Here is a 22,408-nt window from a genome sequence, read left to right as displayed (position 1 = left end):
GTCACGCTCCTCTCAATAGGGATCGACGGCATCGCGCAGGCCGTCGCCCAGCGCGTTGAAGGCAAAGACGGTGACCAGCACGAAACCGACCGGTGCAAGAATCCACGGATAGGAGCCGATGACCGAATAGGTCGCTGTATCCTGCAGCATCAGCCCCCAGGAGATCAGCGGCGGTTTCACCGCAAAGCCGAGGAAACCGAGGAAGGATTCGAGCAGCACGACGCTTGGAATATGCAGGGTGACAGCGACGATCACGTGGCTCATCACATTCGGCAGGATGTGCTGAAAGATGATGCGCCTGTCGGTGGCGCCGACAGCGATCGCCGCCCGGACATAATCGATCCGCGCCAGTGCCAGGGTCTTGCCGCGCACCTCCCGCGACATCTGTGCCCAACCAAGCGCCGACATGACGCCGACCACGAATACGAGGAAGACGGTGGTTGGCGCGGTGACGGGAATGAGGGAAGTCAGCGCGAGGTAGAGCGGCAATTGCGGGAAAGCGAGCACCACCTCCACGAAACGCTGCACCCAGGCATCCAGCGGCCCGCCGAAATAGCCTGAAATCAGCCCGACGCTGGTGCCGATGACGGTAACGATGGCGACGACGCTGAGTGCAATGGCAAGCGATATGCGTGAGCCATAGATGGCGCGCGACAGCACGTCGCGCCCGAACTTGTCTGTTCCGAGGAAATGCACGGGCTGGCCATCGGTTGAGCCGAAGAAATGCCGGCTCATCGGAATAAGACCCAGAAGTTTGTAATCCGCACCCTTCACGAAGAAGGCGAGATAGACGGGATTGTCGTAATCCGGGCCGACGATAGGCTGGAAGGTGATCGGATCGAGCTCTTCCGTCTCCGCAATGGCATAGACGCGCGGCGCAAGGCTGAAATTGCCGTCCTTGTCGGTGAAACGAACGACCTGCGGCGGTGAAAAGCTGCCGTGGGTTTCGAGCGGGTTCATCGGCGCAAAGAAATCCGCAAAGACGGCAATCAGGATCAGCAAGGCGACAAGGACCAGGCCGACCATGCCGGTAAACGTGCGCCGGAGACGCCGCCAGACCAGTGCGAGATAGGTCTCGTTACCATGGGTGGAGCGGTCGGGTTTTGCCGCGACGGCGGTTTCGGTTTTCATCTCGTCAAACGCCATCATCTCAGGCCCTCCCGAATTCGCGGACTCGCGGGTCAAGCATGGCGAGCAGCATATCGGCGATGATGTTGCCGACGATAAGCGTGGCAGCCAGCACCATCATGAAGGTCGCGGTGACATAGACGTCACCCACTGCCATGGAGCCGACGATGGCCGGGCCGACAGTCGGCAACGCGAAGATGATGGCGGTCTCGATCTCGCCACTCAGCATGTAGGGCAGCACCACACCCTGATACATGACGAGTGGATGCACGGCATTTGGCACCGCATGGCGCATGATGACGGCGCCTTCCGAAAGACCCTTGGCGCGGGCCGTCTCGACATATTGCGCATTCAGCGTATCGAGCAGATTACCTCGCATCACCCGCATGTTGTAGGCCAGTCCCCCGAAGACGGCGATGGCGACCACCGGCCAGACATGGCTGACCAGATCGACGAATTTCGCCCATGACCACGGCGCACCGCCATATTGCGGTGAAAAGAAGCTGCCGATCTCCGACACATCGAAATGAAACACCATGAGATAAACGAGGATCAGCGCCATCAAGAAGCGCGGGATCGTCATGCCGAGGAAGGCGATCGTAGAGAGCAGGTTGTCGACCCAGGAATATTGCCGTGTGGCCGCCCAGATGCCGAACGCAATGCCGAGAACGGATGCGAAGATGTGGCAGACCAGCGCCAGCGCGATCGTGCGCGGCAGGCGTTCGCCAACCACATCGGCGACGGGCTTGTTGTAATAAAAGCTGTAGCCGAAATCGCCGCGAGTAATGATACCGCCGATCCAGTTGAAATATTGAACGACAAGCGGCTTATCGAGCCCGTGTTCGATACGGTAGGCCTGCGCCTGCGCTTCCGCCTGTTCGAAGGAAGCTCCGCCCTGGTTCATCAGTTGCGAGCGGATGTAGTCGGCGTAATCGCCGGGCGGCGCCTGAATGATGGCGAAGGTTACCACGCTCAGGATCAACAGCACCGGAACGGCGGATGCCACGCGTATCGTCAGAAATCTCAGCATCGAACGGTCTTCCTCGGTTTGGATTGGCCGTGTGTTGCCGGCCGCGCTTCACGCGCGACCGGTACCGGGTGTGCTCCGGGAGGAGTTCTTCAGGGTCTCGGTATTTCCAGCAAAACCGGGGTCCACTTCCTGAAAATGCTTTAGTTGATCGGCCCGCCCTCGCCCGGCTTTCCGGGAAGTTGCTCAGGGAAGAGTTCATATTTGCCCTGCTTGTCGGCTGCGACCCACAGTCGTTCACGGATGATGGCGTCTTCAGCCCAGTTGAACATGAAGATCGGCGTACCCTGCGGCACATTGGAGAACCGCTTGTTGACGATGAGGGCACCGGGATATTCGGTGAGGCCAATCGTATAGAGGTTCTGCGTATAGACCTTCTGGTACTGCTTCATCAGCTCGGCCCGCTCGGCATTGTCCTGCGAAGATATGAACTTGCGCACAATGTCGGCCATGTCCTTCTCGAAGGGCATCAGGTCCAGTTCCTTGCCCTCAGGCGAGCGGTGGTTCCAGCTGGTGCGCGGCCCGACTGGGGCCAGTTGCTCGGTATTTTGCACCACGGATGAAAGCTCGGTGGAATTGCGCCGCACCAACCAGTCAAACTGCCCGCCATAATGGGCGGCGTCACGCTGGTTTGAATCAAGGCTGTTGATGACAACGCGAAGCCCAAGTTTCGCCATCTGGCCAACGAGACCTTCCGCAAGGCTCTTGTCCGTCGCGTACCCGTTGTTGACGAGAAGGGTAATCTCGACATTACGGCCACCAAGCGTTTCCTTGGGGAAATTCAGGAAACCATCGCCATCCGTATCCTCCAGGCCAATCGAAGCCAGTGCAGCCTTGGCAGCCTCGAGGTTGAAGGGGTAATAGACCGTCGAAGCGCGATCATAAAAGCTTGTCCCCGACGAAATGCCACCCGGATAGATCGCCGTGAAAGGCCCCTTGACCAGCGAGTCACCGATCGCCTTGCGATCCAGAGCGGAGGTGACGGCCTGGCGGAATACCTCGTTGCGGTTCAGCTCACGGATGGCCTGTCCGCGCTCATCCGGATTGCCCCAGCCATTGGCGGAAAAATTCATCTGCAGATTATAACCGATAAGACGCGGCCCAAAGGCAAGGCGGGCTGGCGCATTGGGATCAGCGGCGCGTTTCAGCGAGGCAACGAAATTCTCCGGCTGCTCGAGATTGGAAAAATCGCCCGATCCCGCCACAGCCTGCACATCGCGGTCCGCCCAGGTGGAAAGCTTGTAGTGGACCTCGTTCAAATAGGGCAGCTGCTGGCCCTTTTCATCCACTTTCCAGTAATAGGGATTACGACGAAGAACGATCAGATCATCCGGCCGGTATGACACGGGGACCCATGCGCCCATGACCGGCATGTTCATATATTCCGGCGGAAACGCGTTCTTGAACTGATTATAGGTGTTCTTGGAATATTTCGGATGCTGCGGTTTCAGAATATGCGACGGCCCGGGGCAAAAGCTCGGATAGGCCATGGTGTAAAGATATTGCTTGGGAAACGCCGCCTTGAAGGTCCATTCGACGGTGTAGTCATCGACCTTCTTGAGCGTCGTTCCCTCGCCGAAAGCCTCGGGCGATGCACCGCCGCCAAGCGGCGAGACATTGGGATCAATGACGGCGTCTTCCCAGTAAAACATCACGTCATCAGCGTTGAAGGGCTCGCCGTCGGACCATTTCGCACCCTTGACGAGATGCATCGTCAGCTTGTGGCCATCTTCAGACCATTCCCAGCTTTTCGCCAGATTGGGCAGCGGCTCGGTATCCTTGGCGTCCACCTGGAAGAGCGGTGCGGTGCGTGTCAGGCATTCGGAAAGGGCGATATCGATGCCGCCCCACCCCTGGCTCTGGCCGGCAATGTAGTTCCAGCCCTCCGGCCTGCCGCCGACCACATGGCGCATCGTATCGCCGTAAACGCCCATGCCGTCGGGCATGTTGCCGGTCTTATAAACCAGCGGCTCTTCCGGCAGGCGCTCTTTCAACGGTGGCAGCTTGCCGGTCTTTTCGAATTTCTCGGTGATCCAGCCGGGTTCGCTATAATTTGGAAGCGCCTTGAATTCGAGGATCGAGTCGCGTGCCACATAGTTGATCTTGCCTTCGGCCGGAAATTGCGGCGGCTCGGGCGGCGTGGTGGTCTCGAAGGCATTCGCATTGAGTGCGATCATCGAAACACTTAAGCCCAGTGCCGCGATGGTACCGATCCTGCGTTGAAGTAACATCGTTATTCCTCCCAAATGGCAGCTCTTCGAGCGCCCACCCTCTGTGATCGTTAAGACCGGATGGCGAACTCCCTTTCGCCACCGGCCTGTTTTCATGCTTTTTCCTCAGACAGCCTTCTTCAGTGCCGATTTTTCGGCCCGCAACTCTTCGATGGAACGTACATTGCGGCGTGCAGCACCCGCCCAGTCGCGCGTCTTGACGGTTGATGTTGCCAGCCGCTCCTTCGCAGCCGGAACCGCATCGGCATATTGCGGCAGCCAGCTTGCCTGCGCGACAACCATCTCGTCCACCATCTGCCAGACCTCCTCCGGCGTGGCGACAGCGCCGACCAGCGGGTCATGCAGCACGGCGAGTTTCAAAAGATCGATATCGCCGCTGATCGCCGCATGGACCGACATGCGCTGCACATTGATCGAGGCCATGCAAGTGGCCGCACAGGCTTCCGGCAGAGTGATGCCGGAGACCATATTGATGCCGAAACGGTCGACAAAACCGGGCGATTCGATGATGGCATCCGCCGGCAGATTGCTGATAACGCCATTGTTCTTGACGTTGAAATGGCCGCGATAGACACGCCCGGTTTCCAGCGCTTCCAGAATGTGGCTCGCATGTTCGTTGGAGCGCTTTGCCGGATCGATCGGCTTGGCGGCCGAGGCGAGGAACTGCGGAAACTCGGTTTCGAACCAGTTGCGTGTTTCGGTGGAGTGGCGCAGATACCCCCCGGTTTCGCCGTGAATCCAGTCGGACATATCGATCCAGCGAGCAATCTCTTCCGGCCGCTTGCGATACCACGGCAGATATTCGGAAAGATGGCCGTTGCTTTCGGTCGAATAAACACCAAACCGCTTCAGGACGTCGATGCGCAGCTTCTCCTGCTGCGAAAAGACCGGATGCGCCTCGAAGGCGGCGACCAGCTCTTCCTTGCCGATCTTGCGGCCGTTGAGCCTCAGATCGATGAACCATGTCTGGTGGTTGATGCCGGAGCAGATGTAATCCAGTTCGGACGACGATTTCGCACCGAGTATTTCGGCGATCTGTTCCGCACCGTGCTGAACGCCATGGCAGAGACCGACCGTATCCACCTTGCCATATTCGATGGCTGCCCAGGTGTTCATGGCCATGGGATTGGCATAGTTCAGGAATTTCGCACCCGGTGCGGCGACTTCGCGGATATCCTTGCAAAAATCCAGAATGACGGGAATGTTGCGCTGACCGTAGAGAATGCCGCCGGCGCAGATCGTATCGCCCACGCACTGGTCGATGCCGTATTTCAGTGGAATGCGGATATCGTCCGCATAGGCTTCGAGCCCACCGACCCGCACGCAGCTGATGACGTATTTCGCGCCCTCCAGCGCCCGGCGGCGGTCCGTATGGGCGGTCACCTTGACGGGGAAACCATTGGCCTCAACGATCTTGTCGAGGATCGCCCTGATCATATCCAGATTGTGCTGGCTGATATCCGTGAGCGCGACTTCAATATCGCGAAACTCCGGCACACACAGGAGATCGGTGAACAGTTTTTTCGTGAAACCGACGCTGCCTGCGCCAATAATAGCGATTTTGAAACTCATAACGCCACCTCTGTTGCAAATCGAACGGGTGAAACGGGCCTAAGGATCGTAAAATGGCATTGCAGAAAAATACCCGTAAGAATCCCGGAAAACCGGCCTTCCTCTCCAATTTTTCAGCAACAATATCCTGCTGGCTGTCTCCTCGGATCGGGATTATGCGTATAATATCGGCGAGGACCAGAGAAGGATTATGCTTTCATGGGTAATTTTGTGCTGCAGGATTTGATCGATCAGGGACCCGGCATGCGCACCGTCTCCCTGCCGCGCGGCCGCCAGACGTTGCACACCATGCCGACCAGCAGCGGTTATGAAATCCGTCGCAGCGGCAATTATGACTGGGATGGGCGCAAGCGCGGCCAGACGCCGTTCACCGTGCTGCAATATTGTATCGGCGGACAGGGCAACCTGCGTTACGAGAACCGCCATTACGTGGTGAGACCGGGCGAAACCCTGCTGCTGCTCATCCCCCATAATCACCGCTACTGGCTGGAAGAGGGCAAGGAGTGGGAATTCTTCTGGATTTCCATGAACGGCGAGGAAGCGCTGCGCATTCACCGCAATATCCTCTCCGTCACCGGTCCGATCCTCAAGCTCCAGCCCGAGACCGTGGATCATCTTGCCGAATGCTGTTCGCGCCTCGTCAATGGCGCGGAAACGCCGGGGGCCGCCTCAGCCGTCGCTTACGAGGCGGCGATGACACTTTACGATGACGTCTTCGGCTCTCACCCTTCCTTTAGTGGCGAATATCGCACCATGCAGCAGGTGCTGAGCTACATAGACAGCCATCTCGGCGAACGGCTCTCGGTCAGTGACCTTGCTGATGTGGCGGGCTTGAGCCGTGCGCATTTCTCGCGCATCTTCACGGCAAGCGAAGGCATGCCGCCTGCAGAATTTGTGCTGCAACGTCGCCTGCGCCGGGCAGCCAAGCTTCTCACCTCGGCCGCGAACATTCCCATCAAGGAGGTGTCCGTACTATGCGGCTTCGAAGATCCCAACTACTTTTCCAAGGTCTTCCGTAGACTTTATGGCACCAACCCCAGCGAATTCCGCACCACCGGCATGTATGCAAGCGTTCGCCAGGGCTGACACGAAATGCGACTTGGTTTTGACATGTTTCAGGCGATTAAGAATGGGCGTTACACCCTTTTTGGAGACCTATCGAGGTGAACAGCAAAATCCGGACAATCCTCGTCTTTCCGATCAGGGCCATCATCGTTTTCGCCCTCGTTCTCGACGGCATTTTCCGTCCGCTCTACCGGCCGGTCATCGCGACCATATCGAAGCTGACATTCATCCAGCGGCTGGAAAGCCGGATCGCACGATTGCCGCGTCTTGCCATTCTTCTCTGTCTTGCCGTCCCCTTTGCGATCGCCGAGCCGATGAAGATCGTCGGCCTCGTCCTCATCGCCCATGGCGCTTTCAAATCGGGGGTCATTTTGACGATCCTTGCCCATCTTTCGACCTTCCTTATTGTCGAGCGCATCTATCATGCGGGCCGGGAAAAGCTCCTGACCTATGGCTGGCTGGCATGGATCATGCGCTACGTGCGCTTCGCCCGCGCCTTTTACGATCGCGCCAAGTCCTCCGCGCTAAGCTGGATACGGCTCCGCCTCCTGGCGCAGCAGCGGTAACAATCATCGTTTTCGCCGCACCCTCTTCAGAAGATATTCCGCAAGGGCAGTGGACTGCAGCGAGACGAGGATGATGACGATACCAAGTACAACGCGGGTTTCTGGCACCTCATCGAAGAGGAAATATCCGACAGCGGTCACGAACAGGATCGACAGGTAACCGACGGGCGCCAGTACGCTGGCATCGGCGATACGATAGGCCCGCAGAAAACAATATTGCCCCATCTGAGCCAGCAATCCAATGCCGAGCAGCGGAACCCAGTCGAACGATTCCACCGGCTTCCATGTCCAGATCGCCGGCGCCGCCGTGATGACGGCGAGCCCGACCGTATAGAACACCATCATGACCGTGGTGTTTTCCTGCCGCAGCGCCCGTGTCTGGATCACCGCAAGCGCGCCGAAGACCACCGATATCAGAACAACAAACACGCCCAAGCCAAATTCTGCGCCGCCCGGCCCTATGACGACGAGAACACCGAAGAATGCCAGAATGGCCCCCGCCCAGCGAAAACGGCTCACCCTCTCGCCCAAAACGGCAACGGCCATCGCCATCGTCACCAATGGCCGGGAAAAACCAACGGCATTGACTGTCGCAAGCGGCAAGAGGGTAATGGCGATAAAATTGCTCGTGAGCGCGATGGCATTGCAGCAGATGCGGAAAATGTTGCGCCACGGATATTTGACGCGCACCATTTCACCTCTGTGCCGCCAGATCAGCGGCAGGATGAACAGCAGACCGATCATCGCCCTGATGAAGACAAGCTGGAAGGCGGGATAGGTGGCACCCTGCGCCTTGACGAGCGCGGTCATGCCACCCGAGACAAGGGTCATGTCCAGCAATAGCCAGCCTATGCCCGCGCGCGTATCCGTTTCACGCGGGCTTTCCTGTTTCTCGTTTTGGCCGTTGCCATTCACGCCGGCTGCACGAGATTGGCCATGAGGCGGAATGCCCCGGGCACAAGCTTGTCCATCTGGTGATGCAGCACGAGGCTGGTGTGCGTATGCCGGCCCTTGCCGATGATGCCTGAGACCAGCGCGCCCTTAAGCGGCTGTTCATCGACATCATGCATGGCAAGCAGGGGCTCGTAGACATCATCCCACCGCGACGCGAAATAAAGACCGCGCTCTTTATCCCAGCCCGCCCAGTCGGCGGTATCGATGGCGTTAGGGCCAGCCAGTAAAGGGTGATCTGGCAATAGAACCGTTACCTCCGCTTTCGGGTCCGTCACCCGCCAGCGCAATGATGGCTTGCCGATTTCAAGACGCCGCACTGGCGTCGTCTCCGGGTTCCAGCCATCCGTCGGTCGATGATAAAGCGTGACCAGATGACCGCCATTTTCCACGAAACGATGAAGTCTTTCCGTTGCCGCGGCAAGATCCCTGCGGATGCCGAAGGCAAATATGCCGACGACGACAGTGGTAAAGGAGGAAAGATCACCGGCAAGCGCCTGCGCGTCGAGTTCGGTGACATCAAGGCCCATCCGTGAAAGCCAGAGGCCCACCCTGTCGGCACCGCCTCCAACATAGCCCACGCGCGCCCCCGCCGGCAGCTTGAGGTCCAGCGAGAGGATTTTCAGGGCAGAAGGGGCGAGAAACCTTGCCCTGCCGATATGGGGATATGCGATGGGGGTAATCTGGAAAGCCGGTTGCGAACCGACACCCGCGTCGATCTCGGCAAGGCCGGCCGTCGTGTTTCCCGTGCGTTCGGCCACCCAGCCGTTACCGCTCTTGCGCAGGCTCCAGCCACCGGCAGCGCGGAAGGATACCGGTGTATCCGCACCCTTGATGTGGACCTGAAAACCCGGTGTACCCTGCCCCTGCCCCAGCGGCACCAGAAGCGCCTCGGGCGAAATCGTCAGCGACTGCGCGGGTGTAACAAAAAACGGCTCCTCCAGATCATAGAGGGCGGAAATCTCCCGGCCTTCAACCCTTGCGGAAAGGCGCAAAAAGGCATGACCATTGCCGCCCGATGCTTTCCAGTCCGGCTGATAGAGCCCGGAAACCGGGGCATCCTGATCAGCGGCAAGCGAAAAGACCAGCGTCTGGCCACGCGACTGAACCGAAGACGAAACACCAGGAGGCAGAACCGGGTCGACATTGACTTCAAATTCCGCCGCCCTGTCTGCCAGCTCCACATAAAGAGCCGAGCTTCCTCCCGGAACGAGCTCTGCCGGCTCGGCATAGGCCCGCTCGAAAAGATCGAGCGCCGTCAGGATGGCCGCATCGACCTGCGCCCGCTTGCGTGCGATCCTGTGCGCATGCAACGCGCTGAAATCCGCACTCGCGGCTTCATCGACCTTCTGCAGCAGCCCAGCCGCCTTCAGCAGTTGCGCGATGATGCCTTGTCTGTCGGGAAAAGCCGAAACTGCGGAAGTGATGGCCTCTTCGGCCTTTACCAGCGCATTTGCCAATTCGGCATCCAGCCCCGGGAAAGCGGCTAGATCGGCAAGGGCGGACGGTAGATTGTCGAGGATCGAACTTTCTTCACCTTCCGCACCGCTGGAAAGTTCGAGATGCAGCGGCCAGATTTCCTGCGCCTGCTTCGGCCAATGTCCCATTCCTTGCGATGCATGGTAATAGCGTGACCACTCGCCGATGCGATCATATTGCGCGCCGGTCGCCGGTTCCTTGCCTGGCGCGCGAACCGACAGCGTCGTTTCCGGCGGCGGCACTTCGTCGTCATAGGTGTCGCCGCCGCCCGACCATGCCGGCAGGTAGAATTTCGCCACCTGCCACGGTTTGAGCCCTTCGGCAGAATGCTCCGGATAGGCTGAAGGATCCGCCGCCAGCGTGATTGCGCTTTTCGCCGCACGCGTCATGGCGCGGTGGTGACCGTGTTGTCCCGGCACGTCGAGAAAGGTCGGAATGACGATGTCCGGCCGCTCCTTGCGATAGGCGCGGACCAGCCTTTCGACGATGCGCTGCTGCCCCCAGCGGCCAAAAGTCTGGTCGCCATCCTTGGAGAAACCGAAATCGTGGATAATATCCGCCGGACCATGGCCGAGCCAGCTGATGTCAGAATCGATGACACGCGCCGCCTCTTCAAGCTCCCGTGACCGGATGACGCCGAGCGCGCCGAGCCGTTCCGGCCCCAGCGCATTCTGACCGCCCTCACCGCGTGTCGAGCAGGCAATGATGGTGCGCATGCCGAGCTCCATGCGGAAATAGGCGAGAAGTCCGTTCTGCTCGTCGTCCGGATGCGCGCCGGTATGCATGACGGTGACGGTGGATTTCAGCGCGCTCAGCTTGCGGTGCAGACGCACAAGCCATGGATCGGCCATCTGCCGTTCGATGCGCTCCCGGGGGTTAAGCATGGGCGGTCTCCTCCAAATTTCAGCCGGGTGCCTGCGTTGCAGCTCCCGTGGATGTCTCGAGTTTTGGTGTCACGATATTGAACAGCGGCAACGCGGCTGCACCGAGTGCCGCGGTCAACTGCCCCGATTTGCCGTGCATGACACGCGGCAGTTCGCGCTGCCTGCGGCTTGCGACCGAGGTCGGCAGATGCCCCATTTGCTGAATAATCTCGCTAATGATGGCTTCGGGTAGCGCACCGCCGAGAATGACAGTCTGCGGATCGAGGATGTTTTCGAGCATCGCAACCATCGGCGCCAGATGGGCAGCGGCCTCATCGATCCATTCCATCACCACCGGATGACCCGCCTTGAACAGGACTTCAAGATCGTCAAGCTCCGTATCCGCAACACCGGCACAACGGAGTTTTTCCTTCAGCACGTAAGCCGAGGCATAGGCTTCGAGACACCCTCTCTGTCCGCAGGATGGGCAAGGCCTTCCCTTTGGTGAAACGGTGACATGGCCTATTTCTCCGGCGTTCCCGAATGCGCCGCGATAGGGTGAACCATCCTGAATGATGCCGAGGCCGATACCCACGCCGAAATAGATCATGCAGAAATTCGGGATCGCCAGCCCTGCGCCGAACAGGCGTTCGCCGACGGCGGCGGCTGTCGCATCGTTTTCCACCACGACCTGTTGGCCGCAGGCCTCGCTCAGCATCTGGCGCGCATCGATACCCACCCAGCCGGAGAGTGTCGTTGGTCCGACGGAGGTCATGCCATCGATCTCGAAGGGGCCGGGCATGACGACGCCGGTACCCAGAAGCCGGCATCCGACATTCTTTGCAACCGCGGCATGTTCCGCCGCAAAGGTTTTAAGGATGGCTTCCGGCGTCGTGTCCTTGAGAGAGGTGACACGCTGCGTGCGAAGCACGCCGGCAAGATCGAGGCCGACGGTGACCATGTGGTCTGCGGCGATCTCGACGCCGATCGTTGCCCCGCCATCAGGATTGACCGCGAACTGGATCGGCGGCTGCCCCCGCCCGGTGCGACGACGGCCGAGTTCCTTCAGCAATTCCTCGCCAACCAGCTCGTCGACGATATTGGCAACCGCCTGCGGGGTGAGATGGGTAATCTTGGCAATCTGGGCGCGACCGAGTGAGCCGTGCCGCCGCACGAGGTCGAGAACGACTCGCCTGTTGTGCTCCCGGCTCCGCTCGGGATTTTTTCCGATTGCTACGGGATAAGCGTCCACCGTGTGCACCGTCATCTCTTCAACTTCCCGTCTGTTAGAAAATTCATAGCGTCGAATTGAGGATAAGCGCAATATAATAATTCAAGTAAATTATCTTATTGACAAAGGCGCGCCTTCGGAGAACCGTAGAGGGCGACCGGGGGTCAGGCTTGCTTGGGGCGGAAGAGGAAACTCCGCTGCCGGTAAATCGATGAGCACGCGCGAAAGCGCGGATAAAGGGAACGATCGCTCCGCATCCGGAAGACCGGGCGGAGGAAAAGGAGGCTTACATGCGCAGGGCAACTCTGTTCGCCGGCTTGGTTGCCGGTTTCAGCACATTTGCATTCAACGCCGCACAGGCAGTTGAAATCGAATATTGGCAATATGTCTTCGACACCCGTGTGAAAGCCATGGATGAGCTGATCGCGGAATTCCAGAAGGCCAATCCTGATATCACCGTCAAGCAGGTGACCTTTCCTTACGCCGACTACCAGACGCGCGTGATTGCCGCCAACATGTCCGGCAAGGGCCCAGACGTGATGCAGCTGTTTTACGGCTGGCTCGACAAATTCGCCGCTGGCGGCATTTTGCAGCCACTGCCGGTCGATACCTTCCCGCATGACAAAATCGAAAGCGAGTTTTTCCCGATCGTCAGCGCCATGAAACGCGGCGACGACTATTATGGCCTGCCGACAGCGGTTCGTTCGCTTGCGCTGTTCTACAACAAGAAGCTCTTCACCGAAGCCGGTCTCGATCCCGCCAATCCACCAAAGACGCTCGACGAGTTTGTTGCTACAGCCGAGAAAATCGCCAAGCACGATACCGCTGGAAACCTGACGGTTGCTGGCTCCACACTCGACATGGGCGGTCAGGATCACCAGTGGTGGCGCGAAGTCCTCATCCGTCAATATGGCGGCGAGCCCTATACCGATAACGACCAGAAGGTCGCTTACAACAGCGAGCCGGGCATTCAGGCGCTGAAATTCTACACCAGCCTGCAGCTTGAAAAGAAGATAGGCCAGGCGGGTTTCATGGATGAGGGCCAGGCCGCCTTCCGCGCCGGCAAGGCGGGCATGACCATCGACGGCACCTTCCGGCTGGGCTCGTTCCGCACCATCAAGGATTTCGAGTGGGGCGTGACCGAGCTTCCCACCAATGACAAAAACATCCGCTCCAACTATGCCAGCTACTTCGCCAACGGCATCAGCGCCAAGACCACGGGTGAAGAGCTTGAGGCCTCCAAGAAGTTCCTCGCTTATATCTCCTCGCCGGAAGCCATGGCTATCTGGTTGAAGACGGTAGGGGAACTACCGGCGCGGCGCTCCGCGGCGCTGACCGAAGAAAACCTGAAGGACCCTATCTACGCGCCGTTCCTGAAGGGACTGGAATATGCCCATACGACGCTGTTCATGGATGAAGCCGCCCAACGGCAGAATGCCATCGACATGACCAACCGTGTGCTTCTCGAAGGCCAGTCGGTCGAGGATTCCATCAAGCAGGCCGCCGAGGCCGAGCAGGAAATCATCGACGCGGCGAAACCCTGAAAACCGCAGGTCCAACCATGACAGCGATAGATCAACAGGGGGCGGCATCCGGCCGCCCCGGCGGCTCCTTCGGAGATCGCCTTTCCATGCGCACCAAACGGCTTTTGTGGATCTGGAGCTTTTTGGCGATCCCGATCCTGTTTTACAGCGTCATCCGTTTTTATCCGACGCTGCAGGCCTTCTATCTATCCTTCACCAACTGGGACTTGCTCAGGCCGGCAAAGTTCATAGGCACGGCCAATTACGTCAAGCTGTTCAAGGACCCGCAATTCTGGAAGGTTTTCAAGAACACCTTCACCTATCTCATCGTCGGCACGCCGATCAGCCTCGTTCTGGCTTTCGTCATCGCCTTTTATCTGGACCGGGTGCGTATTCTGCACGGTTTCATCCGCGCGCTCTATTTCCTGCCCTACCTGACAACCGCAGCGGCGATGGCCTGGGTTTGGCGCTGGTTTTATCAGCCCCCGCCCATCGGCATCATCAATGACGTGCTCGGCATGATCGGCATTCCTCAGCAGCCGTTCATCCGCTCCACCGATCAGGCGCTTTATTCGGTCATGGTAACCGCCATCTGGGCGGGGCTCGGTTTCCAGATCATCATCTTCATGGCCGGCTTGCGCGCCATTCCCACGACATTCTACGAAGCCGCTCGCATAGACGGGCTGGGTGAATGGGCAATCCTGCGCAAGATCACGCTGCCGCTTCTGAAACCCACCACCGTTTTCCTTGTCGTATTTTCATCGATCGGTTTCCTGCGGATTTTCGACCAGGTCTATAACATGACCACCAACGATCCGGGCGGCCCGCTAGGTTCCACCAAACCGCTGGTGCTGATGATCTACCAGACCGCGTTCAATTCCTATGCGATGGGCTATGCGGCCGCGCAGACTGTGGTCCTCTTCACCATTCTTCTTGTCGTATCGCTGATCCAGCTCTGGGTCCTGAGGGAAAAGAAATGAGCGAATCCTCGCCACTCTCCCACGCCCGCATCCGCCCCGGCCGCATCATCGCCTGGACGCTGCTGTTCATCGGCGGCCTGATCATGGTCTCGCCGCTGCTGTTCATGTTCGCGACCTCGTTCAAGACGGCGGATCAGGTCTATGATCTGCGCCTCATTCCCGCTGCACCGACAATCGCAAACTACATGACCGTCATGGCTGATGGCCGTTTCCTGCGCTGGTTCTTCAACTCGACGCTGGTTGCGGTCCTCGTCACCGTCTCCAACTGCTTTTTCGACAGTCTGGTTGGTTATACCTTGGCGAAATTCGAGTTTCGCGGACGCTACTTCATCTTCCTCGCCATTCTTTCCACGCTGATGATACCGACAGAAATGCTTGTTATCCCATGGTATCTGATGTCCAGCCAGTTGGGCTGGCTCGACAGCTACTGGGGCATCATGTTCCCCGGCATGATGACGGCCTTCGGCACCTTCCTGATGAAGCAGTTCTTCGAGACGGTTCCGAACGACTTCATCGAGGCCGCGCGCGTTGATGGGCTGAATGAATTCCAGATCTGGTGGAAAGTGGCCCTGCCGCTCGTCACACCAGCGCTCTCCGCACTCGCGATCTTCACCTTCCTCGGCAACTGGACAGCCTTTTTCTGGCCGTTGATCGTCACGACAAGCAAAGAGCTCTACACCCTGCCGGTCGGTCTTTCGAGCTTTGCCGTGGAACAGCAGATCCAGTGGGAAATGATCATGACGGGCGCAGCCATTGCGACCATCCCTACCCTCATCGTCTTCATCGTCCTGCAACGCTACATCGTGCGCGGTGTGATGTTGGCGGGCTTGAAAGGATAATATCATGGCCGATATCAACCCGCGCCAGTCGGATACCAGCAAGTTTCCCGACCCCGTCTATAAGGAAACCGTGCTGCGCCCGCTTTTCGATGGCGCCAAGAACCACCATGTCGACGGCTTCCGCCGCATAGACCGCGCCCATCTGGTCATGCTGCGCGAAACCGGCATTCTCGATGCCGAAACAGCGGCCAAGATCGCCGGCGCGCTTGAGGATATCGACAGGACCATTGAGCCCTCCGAGCTCGTCTATACCGGCGAAGTCGAGGATTTCTTCTTCCTGATCGAGAAGGAACTGAAAGCCCGCATCGGCGTCGATGTCGCCGGTCGCCTGCACACTGCACGTTCGCGCAACGATATCGATCACACGCTGTTCAAGATCGGTCTGAAGGACAAGATCGACACGCTGACCGCCAAGGCGCGTGTTCTGCTGAAAGCGCTGATCGATGCCGCCGAGCGTAACCAATCCACACTGATCGTGGCCTATACCCATGGGCAACCGGCCCAACCCACCACCTTCGGCCATTACCTTTCTGCCGCCATCGAAGTGTTGATCCGGGATATTGACCGCTTTGCGGAGGCACGCCGCATCGTTGATCTTTCGCCGATGGGCGCGGCCGCCATCACCACCTCTGGCTTTCCCATCGATCGGGCACGCGTTGCCGAATTGCTGGGGTTTGCTGAACCGTTGCGCAATTCCTATTCCTGCATCGCAGCCGTCGACTATACAACGGCAACCTATGGCGCGATCGAACTGATGTTCCTGCATCTCGGCCGGCTTATTCAGGACTTCCAGTTCTGGACGAGTTTTGAGGTCGGCCAGATCTATGTTCCGAATTCGCTAGTGCAGATTTCCTCTATCATGCCGCAAAAACGCAACCCGGTGCCGATCGAACATCTGCGCCACCTCGCCAGCCAGACCTTCGGCCGGGCGCGGACCGTGCTGGACCTGATGCACAATACGCCCTTCACCGACATGAATGACAGCGAGGGCGAGACGCAGGGCATGGGTTACGAAGCCTTCGCCTCTGCCGGCCGCGTTCTCGATCTTCTCGCCAGCCTCGTTGGCCAGATCAGCATCGATCCTGAAAGGGTCGACCAGAATATTCGCCGCTCCTGCATCACCATCACGGAACTGGCGGATTCGCTTGTCCGCATCGAAGACCTTTCTTTCCGACAGGCACATGAAATTGCCGCGACCGTCGCCAAAAGCGTCGTCGCCCTGAAGGGTGACCTGCCGAATGACGGTTACCAGCCCTTCCTCAAGGCGTTTCATGAACTGACGGGGCGCGAGACCGGCATCGACGAGGAAAAATTCAGGCAGATCGTCTCGCCCGAGCACTTCGTCGCAGTCCGCAGCCGTTTCGGCGGCCCTGCCCCCGAACCGATGCGGGAGGCGATTGCTACCTATCGCAGCACGCTCGCTGCATTCGAGGCGGAAGCACGGCGTTTCGCCGATCACGAAGCGGCGAAAGCCGCCGAACTGGCAAAGAAATTCACCGCCCTGACGGGAGCGCGATAATGGCGACAATCGAACTCAATCAACTCGTGAAGCGCTACGGCAAGGTCGACGCGGTCAAGGGCATAGACCTGGCAATTAAGGACGGCGAGTTCGTCGTTTTTGTCGGCCCCTCTGGCTGCGGAAAATCCACCACCCTCAGGATGATCGCCGGGCTGGAAGCGATTTCCGACGGCACGCTGAAGATCGCCGGTAACGTCGTCAATGAGAAAGAACCGAAGCAGCGCAACATCGCCATGGTGTTCCAGAACTATGCGATCTACCCGCATATGACGGTTCGCCAGAATATCGGCTTTGGCCTCTACACCTCGAAACTTGACCGCGAGGAAAAGAACCGCCGCATCGAGGAGGCAGGCCGGGTGCTGGGGCTTGAAGCCCTGCTAGACCGCCGTCCCGCGGCTTTGTCGGGCGGCCAGCGGCAGCGCGTCGCCATCGGCCGCGCCATGGTGCGCGATCCCGCCGCTTTCCTTTTCGATGAGCCGCTATCCAATCTCGACGCGCAGTTGAGATCGCAGATGCGCATTGAAATCAAGCGCTTGCACCAACGTCTTAAGACGACAACCGTCTACGTTACCCATGATCAGGTGGAAGCCATGACCATGGCGGATCGCATCGTGGTGATGAAGGACGGTCATATCCTGCAGGTCGGCACGCCGACGGAACTTTACGAAACACCTGTCGATATCTTCACCGCACGCTTCATCGGCAGCCCCTCGATGAACCTCCTGCGCGGAACGAGCGCCGGCGACAGCGTTGCGCCCTCCGCCACGGGTGAACTTCTGATTGGCGTCCGGCCGCATGATCTGTTGGTCGGCGAGAACGGTGCTGCACAGGCAACGTTTACCCTGGAAGGAACGGTAACGGCAGTCGAGCCGCTTGGGCCGGAGACGCTCGTTCATCTGGACACCGACACAAGTTCGGTAATTGCCACTGCGAGAAGCAAAACCATTCCGGCCGTCGGCAGCCGGCTGCAATGCCAGGCAGAGCGAGGTTCGCTTTATCTTTTCGACGCCAAGACGGAAAAGCTTCTGGGCCGCGCATGATGACAACGGAAAAAACTGCCGTCATCAGCATCGGCCGGATCTACTGTGACCTCATCTTCACCGGTCTTGATGAACTGCCAGTGCTCGGCCGGGAACTTTTTGCCCGAGACATGGAAATCGCAGCCGGCGGCGGCGCCTTCATTGCCGCCGCACATTTTGCCCATATAGGCCGCCCGGTTGCGCTGCTTGCAAGACTGGGCACCGATACGTTTTCGCGCGATATCGGTGAGAAAATGGCGCAGAGCGGCGTCGACCTGCAGTTTCTGGAACATGCAGCAGATGCCGGACCGCAAGTCACGGTGGCGACCGTGGTCGGTCAGGACCGGGCATTTTTGACGCGCCGTGCCGGGGCCGCGCGGCCTTCGACATTGGAGGCCGCCTTTGCGTGGGGCAAGGCACTGCATCTTCACATCGCCGAATTCGCTACTCTGCACGAGATTCCCGATCTGGTCTTGCGCGCCAAGGCAAGCGGATTGTCCGTTTCGCTCGATCCAAGCTGGGATGCTTCGCTGATCTATGACAGGGGCCTGCTCAAGGCCTGTGCCGGCGTCGACGTGTTTTTGCCTAATCTCGAAGAGGCCGAAGCGATCACTGGCCATTCTGATCCGAAAACCGCGATCCGCGCTTTATCAGAGGCGTTTCCCGTCGTGGCCTTGAAAGGCGGCGCGCAGGGCGCGTGGGTTTCCTCTCAGATGGGGCTGCGGCATGTGGCGGCCCAGGAAGTCCCGGTTATCGATACGACCGGCGCAGGCGACGCCTTTAATGCCGGTTTTCTCGATGCGTGGCTTAAGGGACAGGACGACCAGCGATGCCTCAAAGCCGGGGTGGCTGCGGGCAGCCTTGCCGTGCAGGCGGCAGGCGGTGCACCAAGGGTGGTCGCCGCCGCTTGAAAAGCATCCCGCCTGTTTCACTCTCCGCGCGGAAAACGCTGGTTTTCCTCCAGCACGTTGAGGTCCATGTGGTTGCGCATGTAGCGTTCCGAGGCTTTCTGCAGGGGCTGGTAGTCCCACGGGTAATAGGCGCCGTTGCGCAGCGCCTTATAGACCACCCAGCGCCGCGCCTGACTTTCGCGAACGGCTGCGTCGAAGACCGGCAATTGCCAACGCCGGCCAATCTCGGCGGAAAGCGATGAGAGCACAGCACTGAAAACAGGATCGCCGGCAAGGTTCGTGCGCTCCTCAGGGTCCGCCTCGATATCATAGAGCAACGGCGGATCGGCCTCGCAGACCGACAGCTTGTAGCGCCCATTCCTGATGGCGACGAGCGGTGCGACCGAGCCTTCGGCGGCATATTCCATCGGCACCGGGCCACGTCCGCCGGTTCCCATAGCCAACGCCGCAAGATCCTCGCCATCCGTCCAGCGCTTGAGAGAGGTTATATCGAGACCCGCCAGGCCACAGAGTGTCGGCGTGACATCGAGTGTCGAGACCGGCGCGTCGATAAGGGCCGGCTGCCAACCGGGTGCGGCCACCATCAGCGGCACACGGGCAGAGCCTTCGAAGAAACACATCTTGAACCACAGGCCACGCTCGCCCAGCATATCGCCATGGTCGGACAGGAAGAGAATGATCGTCTCCTCCTCCATCCGGGTCGCCTTCAAGACGTCGAGGATTTCGCCGATCTTTTCGTCAATATAGGAGATATTGGCGAAATAACCGCGCCGCGCCCGGCGTATCTGCTCGCCTGTAATCTCGAATGCCTCATGATCACAGGCTTCCAGCAGCCGCTTGGAATGCGGGTCCTGCTCCTGGAAGGCAATCGCCTCCGACTGCGGATCGAGCGCCGGACAATCCTCGTAAAGATCCCAGAACTTACGCCGCGCCACATAGGGATCGTGCGGATGGGTGAAGCTGACTGTCAGGCACCACGGCCGGTCATCGAGACGACGCGACAGGTCGTAAAGCTTGCGGGTAGCGTTATAGGCGACCTCGTCATCATACTCCATCTGGTTGGTGATTTCCGCGACACCTGCGCCGGTCACCGAACCAAGATTGTGATACCACCAGTCGATCCGCTCACCCGGCTTGGTATAATCAGGTGTCCAGCCGAAATCGGCGGGATAGATATCTGTCGTCAGACGCTCCTCGAAGCCATGCAACTGGTCCGGGCCGACGAAATGCATCTTACCCGAAAGACCGGTGTAATAACCCGCCGCCCGCAGGTGATGCGCATAGGTCGGAATATCGGAAGCGAATTCGGCGGCATTATCGTAAACCCGCGTGCGGCTGGGCAATTGCCCGGACATGAAGGAGGCGCGGGCCGGTGCGCAGAGCGGGCTTGCCGTATAGGTATTGGCGAAGCGGACAGAGCGCTTCGCCAAGGCTTTCAGATGGGGTGCGTGGAGAAAATCGGCCGGACCATCGGGAAAGAACGTCCCGTTGAACTGGTCGGCCATCAGGATCAGGATATTGGGACGCGGCATTTCCACTTTCCGATTTTAGAGGCCAAGCTTGCCTTTGACGGCGTCCGCCCCCGGCTTACCGTCCAGCGTGTTGACACCCTGCAGCCAGCCATCCACCACTTTCGGATTGGCTTTCAGCCAAGCCGTTGCCGCCGCCTTGGAATCCTCACCACCGAGAATGGAGTCCATAAGGCTGTTTTCCATGCCGATATCGAATTTCAGGTTCTTGAACAGCGTCGCCGCATTCGGGCATTGCTGCGGCCAACCGGTGCGGGCAAGCGTATAGACTTCCGCGCCGCCGAAATTCGGACCGAAATAGGCGTCGCCGCCGGAGAGATAGGCGATATCGATCTTCTCATTCATCGGATGCGGCGCCCAGGCAAGGAAGACCACGGCCTTCTTGTCCCTGCCCGCCCGTTCCACCTGCGCCAGCATGGCCTGTTCCCCGGATTCGACAAGCTGCCAGCCTTTCAGGCCGAAATCATTCGCGTCGATGATTTTCTGAATATTCTGGTTGGCCGGCGCGCCGGGCTCGATGCCGTAAATCTTGCTTTCAAACTCGTCGGCATATTTGGAAAGATCGGCAAAATCCTTGACGCCCTTTTCGGCCATATAGGCCGGCACTGCCAGGGTGAACTTGGCCCCTTCAAGGTTCTTCGTCATCACCTCGGCCGCCTTGGCGGCATTCAGGTCGTCCACAAAGGATTTCTGCGCCGGCATCCAGTTGCCGAGAAAAACGTCGATCTCGCCGTTCTTCATCGCCTGATAACCGATCGGCACCGACAGTGTCTTGACGTCAGCCTCATAACCCAGCGCATCAAGCAAAACGGAGGCAACGCCATTGGTGGCGGTGATGTCGGTCCAGCCGGGATCGCTGAGGCGGATGGTCTTGCAGGCCGCGTCATCGGCCGCCTGCAGCGGGGTGGAGAAGGCTGCCATGGACAGAATGAGACCGGCGGCGATGCGATGCAGATGAGAATTGATTTTCATTGCGGCTCCCCTTTTATCAATCCAGTTTATTGAACACCACGTTGCTTTTGCCTGTGAAGCGGGTATTTTTCGATAACTGATATAAGGAATTTTAATGTCAGACCGGCCGCTCGATCTGGGATGGATGCGCATTTTCGCCGAGATTGCCCGCCGTGGCAGCCTGACGGCTGCGGCAGCATCGCTGCGGCTGACCCAGCCAGCCGTCAGCTATCAGATCCGCAGGCTGGAGGATGAGCTGGGCGTAACCCTCATCCGGCGCAAACATCGCGGCATCGAACTGACGGCGGAAGGACAAAAACTCTTCGAGATCGTCGCGCGCAATGTCGACGCCATCGATCTTCTGGCGCAGCAGCTTCGCCGTACGGAGGAGCGCCAGACCATCCGCCTGCATACGGACTACGCTTTCTCGTCGCTGTGGCTCATCCCACGCATGCATGGCTTTCGCGCGCTGAACCCTGACATCAATATCCAGATCGTCGCCACACAGGATCCGCTGGGCCAGGGCAAGCACGATAGCGACGTGATGATCATCTTCGGTACGCGCCAGGAAGCCGGCGAAGGAGCAGTATTATTGCTTTCGGAGAAGGTGACGCCGGTCTGCTCACCTGCCCTGCTGGCTGAAACGCCGGCGCCCTCGACCATAGCGGATTTTTCGCGGCGGAAACTCATCCACCTCGAAAACACATCGCAGGCACACTGGTTCGACTGGTCCGCCTATTTCAAGCATTTCGGCGTGCAGAGAAGCGCCGAAAACGATGGCGGCGACATCAGCTTCAACAATTACACCATGGTGGTGCAGGCAACCATCGGCGAACAGGGTTTCGCGCTTGGCTGGGCCGGACTGGTCGATCCGTTGCTCGAGGCCGGCGTGCTGGTGACCGCAGGCCCAAGCCTCGACGCACCGGGACGCGGCTACTGGCTGATGCGCCCCAAAAGCAGCGACAGCGCGGTGAGAAAACTCACCGGCTGGCTGATCGACGAGCGGCGGTGAGTCCGCCCGCCA

Annotated in this window: 18 protein-coding genes; 9 read left to right on the top strand and 9 right to left on the bottom strand. The window is 59.1% G+C overall.

What is annotated here, in order from left to right:
- Nucleotides 1-12 precede the first annotated feature (12 nt).
- From ACFVTJ_RS18305 to ACFVTJ_RS18290, 4 genes are all read right to left on the bottom strand, one after another.
- Entirely contained in the window at nt 13-1,149 is a 1,137-nt protein-coding gene (locus tag ACFVTJ_RS18305) for an ABC transporter permease (protein ID WP_386909795.1), read from the bottom strand.
- Between the two features lies 1 nt (nt 1,150).
- Nucleotides 1,151-2,158, bottom strand: a complete 1,008-nt coding sequence (locus tag ACFVTJ_RS18300; protein WP_386909793.1) for an ABC transporter permease — start codon at nt 2,156-2,158, stop codon at nt 1,151-1,153.
- Nucleotides 2,159-2,298: 140 nt separating this feature from the next.
- A complete protein-coding gene (locus tag ACFVTJ_RS18295; protein WP_386909791.1) occupies nt 2,299-4,386 on the bottom strand; it encodes an ABC transporter substrate-binding protein in 2,088 nt (695 codons plus the stop codon).
- Nucleotides 4,387-4,491: 105 nt separating this feature from the next.
- On the bottom strand, nt 4,492-5,958 hold the full coding sequence (locus tag ACFVTJ_RS18290) for an alpha-glucosidase/alpha-galactosidase (RefSeq protein ID WP_386909789.1): 1,467 nt from the start codon (nt 5,956-5,958) through the stop codon (nt 4,492-4,494).
- A gap of 198 nt (nt 5,959-6,156) precedes the next feature.
- Here ACFVTJ_RS18290 and ACFVTJ_RS18285 point away from each other — a divergent pair, with 198 nt between their 5' ends.
- Together ACFVTJ_RS18285 and ACFVTJ_RS18280 are read left to right on the top strand one after the other, a co-directional pair.
- Nucleotides 6,157-7,044: an AraC family ligand binding domain-containing protein gene (locus ACFVTJ_RS18285; protein ID WP_386909788.1), complete on the top strand. Its 888-nt coding sequence runs from the start codon at nt 6,157-6,159 to the stop codon at nt 7,042-7,044.
- A 77-nt stretch (nt 7,045-7,121) separates the two neighbouring features.
- Nucleotides 7,122-7,589, top strand: a complete 468-nt coding sequence (locus ACFVTJ_RS18280; RefSeq protein ID WP_386909786.1) for a hypothetical protein — start codon at nt 7,122-7,124, stop codon at nt 7,587-7,589.
- Between the two features lie 3 nt (nt 7,590-7,592).
- Here the strand turns inward: ACFVTJ_RS18280 and ACFVTJ_RS18275 are convergent, their stop codons facing one another.
- Genes ACFVTJ_RS18275 through ACFVTJ_RS18265 form a run of 3 tightly spaced genes read right to left on the bottom strand, consistent with a single transcriptional unit; the run spans nt 7,593 to nt 12,149 of the window.
- Nucleotides 7,593-8,504 carry a DMT family transporter gene (locus tag ACFVTJ_RS18275; RefSeq protein WP_386909784.1) on the bottom strand — a complete coding sequence of 304 codons (912 nt, stop codon included), beginning with the start codon at nt 8,502-8,504 and terminating at the stop codon, nt 7,593-7,595.
- Entirely contained in the window at nt 8,501-10,903 is a 2,403-nt protein-coding gene (locus ACFVTJ_RS18270) for a PIG-L family deacetylase (RefSeq protein WP_386909782.1), read from the bottom strand. Before ACFVTJ_RS18270 ends, ACFVTJ_RS18275 begins: the two co-directional genes overlap by 4 nt.
- Before the next feature lie 19 nt (nt 10,904-10,922).
- Nucleotides 10,923-12,149: an ROK family protein gene (locus tag ACFVTJ_RS18265; protein WP_386909779.1), complete on the bottom strand. Its 1,227-nt coding sequence runs from the start codon at nt 12,147-12,149 to the stop codon at nt 10,923-10,925.
- A 254-nt stretch (nt 12,150-12,403) separates the two neighbouring features.
- Here ACFVTJ_RS18265 and ACFVTJ_RS18260 point away from each other — a divergent pair, with 254 nt between their 5' ends.
- The 6 genes from ACFVTJ_RS18260 to ACFVTJ_RS18235 are packed head-to-tail and all read left to right on the top strand — an operon-like array spanning nt 12,404 to nt 18,904.
- Complete coding sequence (locus ACFVTJ_RS18260) at nt 12,404-13,657, top strand: extracellular solute-binding protein (RefSeq protein ID WP_386909777.1); 1,254 nt, start codon at nt 12,404-12,406, stop codon at nt 13,655-13,657.
- A gap of 17 nt (nt 13,658-13,674) precedes the next feature.
- Complete coding sequence (locus tag ACFVTJ_RS18255; protein ID WP_386909775.1) at nt 13,675-14,616, top strand: carbohydrate ABC transporter permease; 942 nt, start codon at nt 13,675-13,677, stop codon at nt 14,614-14,616.
- Nucleotides 14,613-15,455, top strand: a complete 843-nt coding sequence (locus tag ACFVTJ_RS18250) for a carbohydrate ABC transporter permease (RefSeq protein WP_386909774.1) — start codon at nt 14,613-14,615, stop codon at nt 15,453-15,455. The genes ACFVTJ_RS18255 and ACFVTJ_RS18250 overlap by 4 nt, the downstream gene beginning before the upstream one ends.
- Before the next feature lie 4 nt (nt 15,456-15,459).
- Entirely contained in the window at nt 15,460-16,974 is a 1,515-nt protein-coding gene (gene argH / locus ACFVTJ_RS18245; RefSeq protein ID WP_386909772.1) for an argininosuccinate lyase, read from the top strand.
- Entirely contained in the window at nt 16,974-18,014 is a 1,041-nt protein-coding gene (locus ACFVTJ_RS18240; RefSeq protein WP_386909770.1) for an ABC transporter ATP-binding protein, read from the top strand. The genes argH and ACFVTJ_RS18240 overlap by 1 nt, the downstream gene beginning before the upstream one ends.
- Nucleotides 18,011-18,904, top strand: a complete 894-nt coding sequence (locus tag ACFVTJ_RS18235; protein WP_386909768.1) for a carbohydrate kinase family protein — start codon at nt 18,011-18,013, stop codon at nt 18,902-18,904. Before ACFVTJ_RS18240 ends, ACFVTJ_RS18235 begins: the two co-directional genes overlap by 4 nt.
- A gap of 17 nt (nt 18,905-18,921) precedes the next feature.
- Here ACFVTJ_RS18235 and betC read toward each other — a convergent pair whose 3' ends face one another.
- Nucleotides 18,922-20,436: a choline-sulfatase gene (gene betC / locus ACFVTJ_RS18230; protein WP_386909766.1), complete on the bottom strand. Its 1,515-nt coding sequence runs from the start codon at nt 20,434-20,436 to the stop codon at nt 18,922-18,924.
- A 15-nt stretch (nt 20,437-20,451) separates the two neighbouring features.
- Nucleotides 20,452-21,405: a choline ABC transporter substrate-binding protein gene (gene choX / locus ACFVTJ_RS18225; protein WP_386909764.1), complete on the bottom strand. Its 954-nt coding sequence runs from the start codon at nt 21,403-21,405 to the stop codon at nt 20,452-20,454.
- Nucleotides 21,406-21,499: 94 nt separating this feature from the next.
- Here choX and ACFVTJ_RS18220 point away from each other — a divergent pair, with 94 nt between their 5' ends.
- The gene (locus ACFVTJ_RS18220) at nt 21,500-22,396 is read left to right on the top strand and encodes a choline sulfate utilization transcriptional regulator (RefSeq protein WP_386909762.1); all 897 of its coding nucleotides are present in this window, start codon (nt 21,500-21,502) and stop codon (nt 22,394-22,396) included.
- The last annotated feature ends 12 nt before the right edge of the window (nt 22,397-22,408 follow it).

The sequence above is a fragment of the Agrobacterium sp. NPDC058088 genome (assembly GCF_042885035.1).
In the GTDB taxonomy this organism is placed as follows: domain Bacteria; phylum Pseudomonadota; class Alphaproteobacteria; order Rhizobiales; family Rhizobiaceae; genus Agrobacterium.
This window is presented reverse-complemented; position numbering and strand designations above follow the sequence as displayed.